13 protein-coding genes are annotated in these 12,393 nt (G+C 58.1%); 12 read left to right on the forward strand and 1 reads right to left on the reverse strand.

The features are described from left to right. Nucleotides 1-489: 489 nt before the first annotated feature. From cpaB to ACLP2E_RS05160, 9 genes are all read left to right on the forward strand, one after another. Nucleotides 490-1,410, forward strand: coding sequence for a Flp pilus assembly protein CpaB (gene cpaB, locus ACLP2E_RS05120; protein WP_442465328.1), 921 nt, complete (start codon nt 490-492; stop codon nt 1,408-1,410). A 257-nt stretch (nt 1,411-1,667) separates the two neighbouring features. Continuing rightward, the gene (locus ACLP2E_RS05125; RefSeq protein WP_442465329.1) at nt 1,668-3,206 is read left to right on the forward strand and encodes a type II and III secretion system protein family protein; all 1,539 of its coding nucleotides are present in this window, start codon (nt 1,668-1,670) and stop codon (nt 3,204-3,206) included. Further along, nucleotides 3,203-3,523 carry a pilus assembly protein gene (locus tag ACLP2E_RS05130; protein WP_442463040.1) on the forward strand — a complete coding sequence of 107 codons (321 nt, stop codon included), beginning with the start codon at nt 3,203-3,205 and terminating at the stop codon, nt 3,521-3,523. The genes ACLP2E_RS05125 and ACLP2E_RS05130 overlap by 4 nt, the downstream gene beginning before the upstream one ends. Nucleotides 3,524-3,706: 183 nt before the next feature. Then, the gene (locus ACLP2E_RS05135) at nt 3,707-4,078 is read left to right on the forward strand and encodes a hypothetical protein (RefSeq protein WP_442465330.1); all 372 of its coding nucleotides are present in this window, start codon (nt 3,707-3,709) and stop codon (nt 4,076-4,078) included. Between the two features lie 14 nt (nt 4,079-4,092). Beyond that, entirely contained in the window at nt 4,093-5,295 is a 1,203-nt protein-coding gene (locus ACLP2E_RS05140) for an AAA family ATPase (protein WP_442463038.1), read from the forward strand. 14 nt (nt 5,296-5,309) lie between these two features. Beyond that, nucleotides 5,310-6,701 carry a CpaF family protein gene (locus tag ACLP2E_RS05145; RefSeq protein ID WP_442463037.1) on the forward strand — a complete coding sequence of 464 codons (1,392 nt, stop codon included), beginning with the start codon at nt 5,310-5,312 and terminating at the stop codon, nt 6,699-6,701. A gap of 10 nt (nt 6,702-6,711) precedes the next feature. Further along, nucleotides 6,712-7,662: a type II secretion system F family protein gene (locus ACLP2E_RS05150; protein WP_442463036.1), complete on the forward strand. Its 951-nt coding sequence runs from the start codon at nt 6,712-6,714 to the stop codon at nt 7,660-7,662. A 10-nt stretch (nt 7,663-7,672) separates the two neighbouring features. Then, nucleotides 7,673-8,611 (forward strand): type II secretion system F family protein, encoded by a 939-nt coding sequence (locus ACLP2E_RS05155; RefSeq protein WP_442465331.1) that lies wholly within the window; start codon nt 7,673-7,675, stop codon nt 8,609-8,611. Between the two features lie 55 nt (nt 8,612-8,666). Then, nucleotides 8,667-9,176 carry a tetratricopeptide repeat protein gene (locus ACLP2E_RS05160; RefSeq protein ID WP_442465332.1) on the forward strand — a complete coding sequence of 170 codons (510 nt, stop codon included), beginning with the start codon at nt 8,667-8,669 and terminating at the stop codon, nt 9,174-9,176. Between the two features lie 19 nt (nt 9,177-9,195). Here the strand turns inward: ACLP2E_RS05160 and ACLP2E_RS05165 are convergent, their stop codons facing one another. Continuing rightward, a complete protein-coding gene (locus tag ACLP2E_RS05165; RefSeq protein WP_442465333.1) occupies nt 9,196-10,641 on the reverse strand; it encodes a DUF1254 domain-containing protein in 1,446 nt (481 codons plus the stop codon). Nucleotides 10,642-10,799: 158 nt separating this feature from the next. Between ACLP2E_RS05165 and ACLP2E_RS05170 the strand changes: the two genes are divergently transcribed. From ACLP2E_RS05170 to ACLP2E_RS05180, 3 genes are all read left to right on the forward strand, one after another. Then, complete coding sequence (locus tag ACLP2E_RS05170; RefSeq protein ID WP_442463032.1) at nt 10,800-11,033, forward strand: GDCCVxC domain-containing (seleno)protein; 234 nt, start codon at nt 10,800-10,802, stop codon at nt 11,031-11,033. Continuing rightward, nucleotides 11,026-11,724: a Crp/Fnr family transcriptional regulator gene (locus ACLP2E_RS05175; RefSeq protein ID WP_442465334.1), complete on the forward strand. Its 699-nt coding sequence runs from the start codon at nt 11,026-11,028 to the stop codon at nt 11,722-11,724. Before ACLP2E_RS05170 ends, ACLP2E_RS05175 begins: the two co-directional genes overlap by 8 nt. Nucleotides 11,725-11,797: 73 nt before the next feature. Next, entirely contained in the window at nt 11,798-11,986 is a 189-nt protein-coding gene (locus ACLP2E_RS05180) for a YgaP family membrane protein (protein WP_442463030.1), read from the forward strand. The last annotated feature ends 407 nt before the right edge of the window (nt 11,987-12,393 follow it).

Here is a 12,393-nt window from a genome sequence, read left to right on the forward strand (position 1 = left end):
ATCAAGACGATCTTTACAAACGTGTCAACTGCGCTCGCCAGCGCCGCCGCCAGTAGCGGCTGAACTCTTTGGGCGGAAAGTCCAGGGTGGCGAAGGCGGCGATTATTTGATAACTTCTAGGCCGAAGCGCGTTTTTGCCTTCTGGTTGAATATCGGTATTAAAAGGGGGAACAAGCTATGTTAGAGCATTTGCGGAATTTTTGCGCGGACGAAGCCGGCGCGGCGTTGCCTGAATACGCTATTCTCCTGGGGCTCGTTCTTGCCCTTTCGGTTGGCATACTCACCGGGATGGGAACCAGCCTCAAGTCTATCTTTAATCAGGTGTCCACTGCGTTGGCTAGCGCTGCTTCGGGTACTGGTTGAGCCATTACTTTTGGGTGATAGCGTTGATCGCGTATGCACGTGAGAGGTTTCTGCCCTCCCGGTACGAACCGGGGGGGATCGTTTTTTTGAAATCGCCACCGCGTGCAGTTAGTGAGGGGGTGGGGCATGCGTATCGGGACCGTGTTAATCATCATTGCGGCGCTTTTTGCCGGCGTGATCGCCGCCTTGACCGCCCGAACGATCATCCGCAGCCGGTCGGCCCCGGCCGCAGCGACCGCTCAGTCGACAATCGTCGTTGCGGCGCAGGCGCTCGAATTCGGCGCCCCTTTGACAGCTGACAACATTATCGAGGTTCCTTGGGCGTCATCAGTGATTCCCGATGGCGCGTTCACTTCTGCGGCCGATTTGCTTAAGGACGGGCGTCGTGTCGTTTTGACCCCTGTGCAGAAGAATGAACCGATATTGGTGTCTCGTATTACCGGATCGGGCCAGCGGGCGTCGCTTTCGGCGCTCATCGACGCAGGAATGCGGGCGGTCACTCTGCGGGTTGACGACGTGCGTGGCGTCGCGGGATTTGTCCTGCCCGGAGATCGGGTGGATCTCGTGTTGACTCGGCACGAGGGTGAGAAATCCTTTGCCGATGTTCTATTGCAAAACGTGAAGGTTCTGGCGGTCGATCAGCTCACCAATGAGCGTCAGGAAGGTCCTGCCGTCGCCAAAGCGGTAACGGTCGAGGTTTCGACGGAACAGGCGCAAAAACTCATCCTCGCCGCTGGCGTCGGTTCCTTGTCGCTTGTCTTGCGCCAGGCGGGCGGAGCCGACCCGGTAGCAGCGCGTCGTGTCTCGACCTTGGACCTCGCTCAGGGTGAATACGTGGGCATGGATCAAGAAAAAACCAATCTTTTACAACAAAAACTAAGCGCGCTTGAGGCTAAAATGGATAGCGAGCTTAAAAGATTGGCGACGCCTCCGGCTGCGAGCCCCGCCGGGGAAAACCAGCCTGCCGGCATGTCTCAAACTTCCATGGTGCGGATCATCCGTGGGGTCCGGTCCGAGGAATACAGCGTCTATCACCAGGCGCAATAAACATAGTCTACCGTAAGTACTGTTGCGGATCCCGCGTTGCATTTTGCAACGCGGGGCGAGCAGTTGTGGCAAAATGACGTCAAAACAATGAAAACGCTCGGTCAGCCCCTGTCCTAATTGTTAAATTATTAACCATTATCTCGCAAAATTGCGGCATCGATTTCATGTGGTATCGCAATTCAGGGGGCCGCGACGTGGACAAAAGGAATGAGGAAAGGTGGCCTGCTCGTCCCCTTCGCGAATTCCGGGCGGGCTCGGTGCGCGAAGGCTTTGGCAAGTTTTTGCGGCTGAGCGTATTAGCCGGACTGTCCATTCTGGCGCCGATAGCGCCCGCCGTCAGCCAATCGGCATATCAACCCGGGCCCAGGGCGGCCGGACCGGATACCGATTCGTCTGGAATTGAGCGGCTGGCTCATGTGACCGTCATCCTGAACAAGTCAAGGGATCTGAGAATAGCGGTTCCTTTCGCCGTCGCCACCGTGGGCGCTCCTGATGTCGCCGATATTCTTCCGATGGGAGACAGGCGGCTTTATGTCCTCGGCAAGAAGGTCGGCGCGACAAACGTTCTGCTTTACGATCAGGCAAGTCGCCTGGTTGGAGTCGTGGATGTCGAGGTCAAGCTCGACGCCGCCGCGATTGGCGAAACGGTCCGCGCCGGCTCCGGCGGAAAAAATATTAGGGTCAGCGACGTGAACGGCACGCTTGTGCTGAGCGGCGAGGCGGGCGACGCGCAGACCGTCGATCGCGCGATGATCATGGCGTCTGGAATCGCCAAAAAAGGCGTTGTCAATGGACTTACCGTCTCCTCGCCGCAGCAGGTGATGCTGCAGGTGCGGTTCGTCGAGGCGGACCGGTCGGCGGTGAGAAATCTCGGCGTGCGCTGGGATTCTTTCTGGCGCGGCGGGAAAAGCGTCGGCAATGTCGGAACGTACAACTCGACCAGCAATCCCAACAATGTGACGCCAACCGGCAACCCGATCGGCGATGCTGTCACCGGCTTGACGGGCACCAGTCCGTTCGCCACGATCCTGACTTCGATCATCAATTCCAAATCGGGCAGCCTGGACGCGGTGCTGAGTGCGCTAGAGGAACAATCGGTCGTTCGGCGGTTGGCCGAGCCCAATCTCGTCGCGTCCTCCGGAGAAAGGGCCGATTTCCTCGCCGGCGGCGAGTTTCCAGTGCCGGTGGCTTCGTCGGGCGGCGGCGGCTTTCCCACGGTCAGCATCACCTACAAGGAATACGGCGTTAAACTGGTTTTCACGCCAACAGTTCTCGCCAACGGCGTCATAAGTCTCAAGATGGAGCCCGAGGTCAGCGATATCGACACTTCAGTGAGCGTCACTACCGGCGGCGTTTCCGTTCCCGGCCTCATCAAGCAACGGTCCAGCACCACGGTCGAGTTGCGCGACGGCCAGAGTTTCGCCATCGCCGGCATGCTGCAATCGAAAACGCAGCGCCAGATTGACGCCCTTCCCTGGCTTGGCACGATGCCGGTTCTCGGAACCCTGTTCAGCAGCAAGGCTTTCCAGCAGAACGAGACCGAACTGGTCGTCATCGTCTCTCCTCGGCTGATCAAACCAGTTCCGCCTGGCCAAAAATTGAAGACGCCGCTCGACAATTCGGTTGCCGCCAATGATGTGGACTTTTTCCTGAACGGCAAGTCCGAGATTCCCAAGACGCCGCCGACCTATGTCAACCGGAACGGTCAGGAGCAGACGCTGGCTGGCGGCCTGGCGCCGGGCGCGCCTGGAAATCCCCCCGCGGATGTCGTGCATTGGCCCTGGGAGTCGAAATGAGAATTCTTCCCGCATTCGCCGCCGCCGCTCTTGGTCTCGCCCTGTCGGGGTGCAGCAACCAATATTACGAACGCAAGGATACAGTTTCCTGGGGCGCCGGGGACGCCGTGGCCACCAACATGGTGATACAGGCCCCGGATCCCTGGCCGCGCGGTTCAAAAAACACCACAATAGCGGCTAATGGCGGCAAACTGGCGCGCGTCTACCGCCGCTATGTCGAGGGGGCCAAGCAGGGGGGCGCCGCGCCGCAAAATGTCAACAACATCAGCGTGAACACGGGCGGCGGCGGCCCGGGCGGCGGCCCTGGCGGCCAATAGCTCAAGTCTGTCGCGGCGCGAGCGGATTGGGGTCTATGCGACGGCTAATTCCTCCTCCAACGCTTTGTGGGAGGGCTTCGCCGGCGTCGAAAAACAAGCTTTGGCGGAACCGTTGAGCCTCGGCGACGTTAAAGGAGCAGGCTTAAGCGCAACGGCGACACGAGAATCGAGAGGGGGCTGGAAATGTTTCGCCTGAACCATGATTTCACTCGGTTTCGGCTCTTTTGTCGGCGGCCCGCCGCCGATTGGCGCGGCGTAATCTTGCCACTCGTCGTGATTCTCGTCGTCCCGTTGATCAGCCTCATTGCGTCGCGTCATTTTGACCTCCAGACGCATCTCCAGATGGGGGCTGACGCCAGCGCTTTGGCTGCTGCGGCGGAGCGGGACGTACGGTCCGACGCCGCAACGCGGGCCCAAAACGCCATTACCGGTATTCCGGCTTACGCGCTCGCCTTCGATTTCCGGTTGCTTGGTGGGCTCTTGAGAATTAACACCAATACCTTCCCGACGAACAAGACCTCGATCAGCGGCGAAGATCTTTCGAGTAGCGGCTAGAAGGGCGGGAATTCATGCACTCCTTTATCGTTTATCCAGACGAGTCGAATCCAGATGTCGCCCAACTGGCGCAATTTCTCGACAAGTCCGGCTGCGCGGTCAAATGGACCCAATCGCTTGAGACTCTTGCCGGGCAAGCCGAGTTTTTGTCCGCTTCGGACTCCCTCATCATTGTTCCCACGACCCCCAAGTGGGCCCCTGGCGTCCACGCCCTCGTCCATTTCATCCGCAAGTCCAAGGGGCGTGGTTTTTTTCTCTATGTGACGGACGAAATCAATCCGGAAAATTATAAAGCGCTGACCCAGACCGGCGTCGCGGACAGTGTCGGCTGGATGAGTGCGACCAAGGAAATTTTTTCCGCGGTCCAACGACTGAAAACGGGCGTTGTGCAAATGCGCGTTCCGCCCACGGCGGACTCCGGCGTCCACAAGATGGTCAGTTTCATCGGCGCGTCGGGCGGAGTCGGCAATACGACGATGGCCTTCGAAACTGCGGTCTTTCTTGCCTCTCTCAAGAACAAGAGCCGCCTGACTCCGAGTGTGGCGGTCGTCAATCTCGATTTTTCCCGGAGCTCCATTGGGGATTATCTTGACCTGGCGCCCCGGCTTGATCTCGCGGAATTAGCTCGAGATCCCGATCGTCTCGACAACTATATGCTCGAAATTTTCGCGACGCGGCATTCGTCCGGTTTCGATCTGTTCGAAAGCAAAGAGCCGCTTCGCAACCTCGCGAAAGTAGATGAAGCCGCGATATTTTCGCTTCTTAACTGTCTCGAAGACAATTATGGCGTCGTACTGCTCGACGTGCCTGCCAATTTCGTCGGCCCATTCGACGATGTCGTCAAAAACTCCGACCTGGTTTTCGTCACCGGCCGCTATACGGTCCCGTCGGTGAAGCAGATCGCGCGACGGCTGGAGCATTTGCACGAACTCAAAATTCCAGCTGAAAAGACGGTGGTCCTCATCAACGATTGCGATTCGCGATTCTTCGGCGGCTTCGTCAAACGATCGGACATCGAAGCCGCGCTTCCGAGATATACGATCGTATATGTTCGCGACGATCGTTCATTCGCTTCCGATTGTGTGAACAGCGGCATATCGATGGTGGAAACAAATCCAAAGAAGGCGATTTGCCGGGACATCAAGCGGATCGCCGACCTGATTGGAAATCTTAAGTCTGAAAAGCATGAAAATGTCGTTCGCTACGCTACGCGTTGAAATGGAGTACCGAAATGGCCAATCGCTTCATGCTGCCGATACGACGCAAAACCTCCCCGGAGGAGGTCAAGGTAGCCGCGCCGGCAATTCAGGAAAGCCCGGCCGCGGAGACCGTCAGTGACGACGCGGGGCAGACGCGCGCGCTGCTGGACACTAAAGTAAAGCTTCATGGAAAGATCATCGACGAATTCAATCTTGCGTTGATCGATCGGATGCCCCACGAAGAACTTCTTCGACAAATCACGGGCTATGTCAGCGATTATGTGCGCAACGAGCACATTCCGCTCAATCAAAAGGAACTCGAGGTATTCACGGAAGAGGTTCTCGATGAAATGACCGGGCTCGGCCCAATCGAACCGCTCCTGAAGGACCCAAGTGTCAACGATATCCTCATCAACACGCATTCATCCGTTTTTGTCGAGCGAGGCGGCCAGCTCGAAAAGACCGCCGTGCGGTTCAAGGACGAAGCTCATCTTCTCAGGATCATCAATAAAATCGTGGCGACCGTCGGTCGCCGGGTGGATGAATCCTCACCGATGTGCGATGCCCGCCTGCCCGACGGTTCGCGCGTAAACATCGCGGTGCGTCCAGTGGCGGTCGATGGTCCGCTCGTGTCAATCCGCAAATTCTCGAAACGCCCTTATTCGATGGAAAGACTGATCGATATCGGCGCCCTCAAACCGCAAATGTTCGAGTTGCTGAAGGCGTCGGTGTATGGCCGTATTTCAATCATCGTCTCCGGGGGAACCGGCAGCGGCAAGACCACGATGCTCAACGCTTTGTCGAGTTATATCTCGCCGAGGGAACGCCTCCTGACGATTGAAGACGCTGCGGAATTGCAGTTGCAGCAACCTCATGTCGCGCGGCTCGAAACCCGTCCCCCCAGCCCGGAGGGCAAAGGGGAAATAAGACAGCGCGAACTGGTAAAAAATGCGCTTCGCATGCGCCCGGACCGCGTCATTGTCGGCGAGTGCCGCGGCGGCGAAGCCTTCGACATGCTGCAGGCGATGAACACTGGTCACGAAGGCTCGATGACCACCATCCATGCCAACACGCCTCGCGACGCCTTGCGGCGATTGGAACAAATGGTGGGAATGGCGGGCTTTGCAATGTCGGAACTGGCCATTCGACAAACAATCGCGTCGGCCGTCCAGCTCATTCTGCAACTTCAACGCATGCCTGACGGCAAAAGACGTGTCGTCAGCGTGGCGGAGGTAACGGGTATGGAGGGGGACGTTATTCAGATGCAGGAAATCTACCGCTATACCCGTGAAGGCGTCGATGAGAATGGCCAGGTTCTTGGTTCGTTCAGAGCGACAGGAGTCAGGCCAAGTTTCCTGGCGGCGCTGAAAACAATGGGTTTCGAATTTCCCCCGTCCGTGTTCGACAGCTCTCGGCCGCTTTGAGGCAACGACGATGACTGATTGGCTTATCTACGTCCTGGTCTTTGCATCCACGGCTTTGTTCGTGCTCGGGCTGAATCGTTATTTCACGCGAGACCGTTCATTAGCAAAGAAAATCAACCGGCGGCTGACGCTGCTGGAGGACAACTCAAACCATGAGGAAATCCTCGATATCCTTCGCCGGGAGCGCGGAATTGTCTCTGGCGAGGGCATGGACAAATTTGCAAAGCTGCAGGCGATGCTGGTTCAGTCCGGCTTGCGTATCGGGAAAGCAACGTTCGGCTTTGCCCTTGTCGGGCTGACCGCCAGTGTGGTTCTCATCGTCAGTATCCTGTTCGGCTTCAACCTGATCAACGTGCCCGCTGGCGCCTTGGCCAGTTGCCTGATCATCTACATGTTTATCAAGGTGTCCCGCGACAAACGAATCAACAAGTTCAGTCTTCAATTACCGGAGATACTGGATATCGTCGTACGAAGCCTCAAAGTCGGACATCCCTTGCCAGTTTCCCTTGCGATGGTCGCGAAGGAAATGCCGGATCCGGCGGGCACTGAGTTTGGCATTACCGCCGACGAGGTGACATATGGGCTCGCTCTTCCCATCGCGATGATGAATCTCGCGCAGCGGGTTGGGGATCCCGATCTCCTGTTTCTCGTTACGGCCGTGACGATCCAAAGCCAATCGGGCGGCAACCTCGGGGAGATCCTGATGAATCTTTCCAAATTGCTGCGCGAGCGGTCCCGAATGCACCGAAAAATCCGCTCCTTGTCATCGGAGGGGCGCGCCTCGGCTATTTTGTTGACGGCGATTCCGATTGTCATGTTCTGCTATATCCGACTCATCACCCCCCATTTCTATGGCGACGTCTGGACGGACCCGACATTCAGGCGCGCAATGCTGGTAGCCATAATCCTGCTGGTTATCGGCAACCTCATCCTGCGACGTATGGTCAACTTCAAATATTGAGGGGCTGTCTATGAGCAATGATCTGCAGCTTTCAATATTCATCGCGGGGGTGTTCATTTCCGTGACTTTGCTGATTTCTGTCCTCGGCCTGTACATCATGCGTCGCCAGCGCGTTCGGCTGAGGATCGCGGCGGATGCAGCGGGCTTCAAAACCTCTCCAGGCTTCAATTCAGGAACGACGCGTCTCAGTTTTAATCAAGTCGATGATCGGCTACTCGGTCTCGACAACAAAATGAGCCGTTCGAAGCTTCAGATGGAGCTCATTCAGGGCGGTTTTTTCTCCCCCCAGGCGCCGAAGAACTATCTCATCGCGCGCAGCTTGGTAACCCTGGGCTTGCCGCTCGCGGGTTATCTTGCGGACAAGATGTTCCATTTTCTTCATAGCGGCCCGGCTGAACTGATGTTTTTCAGCCTGCTGGTGGTGATGGGTTACATTTTGCCGGACGCCTACCTGAAACGGCGGCAACGCCATCTGGTCAATTCCTACCGCCAGCTTTTTCCGGATCTGCTGGATCTCCTTGTGGTTTGCGTGGATGCGGGTTTGAGCTTCAACATGGCGCTGGAAAGAATCGCTGAAGAATTCGGCCGACGCTCCTACGAACTCGCCACCAATCTCGCGCTGTTGAACGGGGAAATTCGGTCCGGTCGAGCGATTCCGGACGCGCTCGACAACCTGAGCGTTCGAACCAACCTTGACGATGTAAAGAAGTTCAGCACGCTGATGAAACAGTCGATCGAGCTTGGCACGGACGTGGGCAGCGCGCTGCGCGTCTACGCGGGCGAGATGCGCGAAAAGCGCATGTCTTTGGCCGAGGAAAAAGCCAATGCGCTGCCGATCAAGATGCTGCTGCCTCTCGGGCTTTTCATCTTTCCAACAATCCTGATCGTTGTTTTGACGCCTCCGATCATCAAAGTCATCGATGCCTTCAAACAAGTTGGAGCACACTGATTCCGGTGGCCCCGGGGGGTCGTGTTCAAGGTTTCATGCGGAGAAGAAGATGATGATGAAATTGAGATACTTGGGCCTCGGCCGCATGACGACGCTGGCGGGGCTGATCTTGGTCGGGTTGGGCTGCCAGAGAGTTTGCGCCGAACCGCAGCCCTATATCGAGCCTGAGTATGGCCCGCGATACTATCAGGGTGACGAAGAGACCCGGCTTGGAAGAGCGCATTTTCTCCATGGCGATTACGGACTCGCGGAGGCGCATTTCCAATCGGCCGTCGAGATCAATCCGCGCAACGGCGCCGCCTGGATCGGTCTCGCCGCGTCCTATGACAGAATAGGGCGCTTCGACCTGGCCGATCGCGCCTATCGCCGCGCAAGGCAACTTACCGGCGCAAATTACGTGATTCTCAACAATCACGGCTATTCCTACATGCTGCGCGGGGACAGGCGTCGGGCAAGGGTGCTGCTTTACAGGGCCAACGAGCGTGCGCCCAATGACCCCACAATTCTCAACAACATAAGCATTCTGGATTCGGGGCAGGGTTACTTCTCGGGCATTTGGCCGTGAGGCGTTCGACCATCCCCGCCTAGTGCGCCGTGAGGACGACGCCCGGCGGCTTCCAGTCGCCCTTGCCGGCGGGCAGGATCGAAGGCGGGTTTTTCTTCGGCCAGTATAGGCGCATCACCAGATAGACAGGGCCGGCGGGGGCCGGCAGCCAGTTGGATTCCTTGTGCGCGTCCGGCGAGGCGTGCTGGATATAGATCGTCAGCGAGCCGTCGGGGTTTTTCTTCATCTCCGGCAGCATCGGCGAATTGATCAGATAGCGGTCGATCGGATTCTCGACCAGCAATTGCGTCTTGCTGTCATACAGGGTCACCGACCAGAAGGCGTTGACCGGCGGCAGGCCGCCGGCGGGGAAAGTCAGGGTATAGGCGTTGGCGCTGCAATCGATAGGCTCGCCGGTGATGGCGTGGCGCGTCATCGGATACATCGCTTCTTCGGCGTCATTGCCATAAATGCCTGCCTGCGCCGCCGCCGCGCGGAGAAGCCAATTGCCGTTGAAATGCGCGGCGTCGCCGAAGGGCGCGGCAATGTTCCAGCCGTTGATTTTTGTCCCGGCTTCCTCGACGGCGGCGTCCACCTTATCCTTGCCCTGCTTGAGCCCGACGACGGTCTCGAGCTTCTTTTCGAGCGACATGTCTTTGAAATTGAAGGTCTTTCCTGGACCGACGCCGATGCTGGCGAGTTGTTCCCTTATTTCCTTCTCGTTCGCCGCCGCCGGCGCGAATTGCAGGGCGAAATCGAGATATTCGAAGAAATTCTTCTTCGCCAGTTCTTTGTCGATCTTCGGGAAATCAATGGAAGGCGGCGCGGGCGGCGCCGGATGTTTCAAAAAGGCCGAAAGCGGCGTCGCTGCATAAAGCGCCTGAATTTTCCTCACATTTTCGATGTCGCCGGGATTGAACAATTGAGTCCGGAAAATGGCCAGCGCGAATTGAGTCGTGGAGCGGAAGATCTTGCCGATTCCCTCCGGCTTGGCGCCGTTCCACTCCGGCCCGACCACCATGTAGCTTCCGGCTTCGGGGCCGGTGGCGCGGGTGCCGATATAGCCGAAGTTGAAGGTGTTGCCGTCGACCAATTGCACCGAATAATAACGTTCCTTCTCGATCGCCGGGACCGAGACCACGATGGGCTCGGCGCGCAGATCCATCCCCAGCATCGAATAAGGCGTGTCGCTATTGGGCGTGACGACGGCGGTGTCCTTGTAGGTGAACACATTGGCGGCGCTGTGAATTTCGTTAAAGGGGCCCTTGTATTGGCTGGAGGTCTTGTCGATGAAGGCTTCATAGAAAACCGCGTAGTTCATCACGATCGGCAGGCCGTAGACATAGCCGGCCTCCGCAATATCCTTGGCGGCGAAGAAGCCGGGGCGGCCGGCGGATTCCTCGGCCTGGGCGGCGGCGAGGCCGAGGAACGGCGCCGCGGAGGCGGTCAGGGCTGTTTTCGTGAGCAATTTTCTTCGAGTGATCATCGCCTTGGCCTTCGCAATATCCTTGGGAACCGACCGAGGACATTATTCGCATCCGTCGGCGTAGAGCAAGGGCTTGGCGGGAGGCGGCCGTGAAGTTTTGACGGCGTTTCGATGGTCCGTGCTATGCTTGCGGCCAATCTCGCGGCGAGCGGAACCCGATGCAACTGACCTCTACCCTGACCTGTCCAAAATGCGGCCATCGCGCGGTTGAAACCATGCCGACAGACGCCTGCCAGTACTTTTATGAGTGCAAAGGTTGCTCCGCCTTGCTCAAGCCATTTCCTGGGGATTGCTGCGTCTATTGTTCCTATGGCGATGTTCCCTGCCCGCCAGTGCAGGCGGCGCGCCGGACGGGCGGAAAAGCTGACTGCTGCGGAAAAAACCATGGCTGAAGACGAGCGGGAAAAGCTGGAACGAACCCAGCAAAAGCCGCCCTGGCTTCACGCTTTCGCACCCCTGTCCGATCTCGACCCCATTTCGCGCGCCGCCTTGAGCGCTTTGCAAGAAATGAAATTCGCCAAAGGAAAGCGCCTGTTTGCGCCCGGCGTCCATAGCTCAGGGTTCGTCCTGTTGCTTTCCGGGCGCATCCGCGTCGGGCTGACGGCGGAGAACGGCCGCCGGTTGGTGCTCTATCGCGTCGTTCCCGGGGAGACCTGCATCCAGACGACGCTCTGCCTGCTCGGCGGACTGGATTATACCGCCGAAGGCGTGGCGGAAAGCGAGTTGCGTCTGGTGATCGTCCCGCCGGCGCTGTTCCAGCGGCTGTTGCGCGAATCGCCGGCTTTCGCGCGTTTCGTGTTCGAGCGTTTCGGCGCGCGCCTGTCGGAAATGACCCGGCTGATCGAGACCATCGCTTTTTTGCGCGTCGATGCGCGGCTGGCGGCGGCGCTGATCGCCCGCGCCGGCGAACGCGGCGCCGTCGTCGCCACCCATCAGGAACTGGCCGAGGATATTGGCGCTGCGCGCGAAGTGGTCAGCCGCCAGCTGGCTCTGTTCCAGCGCGGCGGTTTGGTGCGGCTGGGACGCGGGCGTGTCGCAATAGCCAACCGACGCGCGCTCGCCGATTTCGCTTGCGTGATTTAGATCACCGAGTTTCGACGAGAATTGGCGTAGCTCTCACTTCATGGCGCGCGCCGCGCCGAAAAAGGAGAGTTTCATGTCCGCCAATGTCGGAGGCATCGATCGCATGTCGCGCATCGTCGTCGGCCTCATTCTCATCGCGCTGGTTTTCATCGGCCCGCAGACCCCTTGGGGCTGGATCGGAATCGTGCCGCTGCTGACCGGGCTGTTCCGCTTCTGTCCGGTCTATTTGCCGTTCGGCATCAGCAGCTGCGCGAAGAACTAGAGCCTTTTCCGATCCGATTGAATCGGATCGGGGTTCTAGCAGGATGCTGAAAAAGAGTTTTTGACCCTCTGAAATTGCCAATAGCGTTGGGTATGCCAAAACACGTACTCAATAAAATCAGTGCGTTAGACTGGTGCGCGAATTGCGAATTTGCTGTGTCGGGGCTTGAAAAGCGCGATTCCGCGAGTTTTTCAGCAGCCTGCTAGTTTCTTGTTTTAACGCGTTTTCTTCACGCGAACCGGCATCCACTTCGCTTGAAAACGCTCACAGCTAGCGCGCGATGTCACGGATCGACTGAGCGATGAGCGCCGGGTCGGCCAGTTTTCCTTTTGGCATGGTCATTGGCCTTCCTCGGCGGCGTTCGACGATTCCGCCGATATGAGGCTCCATCCGCACCACGGCGCGCT

The sequence above is a fragment of the Rhodoblastus sp. genome (assembly GCF_052145335.1).
Lineage (GTDB): Bacteria > Pseudomonadota > Alphaproteobacteria > Rhizobiales > Beijerinckiaceae > Rhodoblastus.